This is a genomic window from Pseudomonas sp. HY2-MNA-CIBAN-0224 (genome assembly GCF_040310285.1).
In the GTDB taxonomy this organism is placed as follows: Bacteria; Pseudomonadota; Gammaproteobacteria; order Pseudomonadales; family Pseudomonadaceae; genus Aquipseudomonas; species Aquipseudomonas helleri.
Map to the genome: position 1 here is coordinate 1 of NZ_JBEOPQ010000650.1, position 260 is coordinate 260.

1 pseudogene is annotated in these 260 nt (G+C 47.7%); it reads left to right on the forward strand.

Going from position 1 to position 260, the window contains the following annotated elements:
* Positions 1 to 260, forward strand: a pseudogene (locus tag AAEZ03_RS27925) (primosomal protein N'); the annotation flags it as partial.

The window sequence follows — 260 nt, forward strand, 5'->3', positions numbered from 1 at the left end:
TCGCGGTGATAAATCGGGGCGCGTATTGATTCAAACGCTGCAGCCCGATAATGAGCTGTTATTAAAATTGGTAAAAGATGGTTATCTGTCATTTGCTCGTGAGCTATTGCAAGAGCGTAAAATGATGGGCTTGCCGCCGCATAGTTATGCTGCCCTAATACGCTGTGAAGGCAAAACCCTTGCCGCCACGACGCAAGCGCTTAAAGATGCGATTGCTATTTTGCCAAATGGGCATAATCTTGCTGTCCTCGGTCCTATCG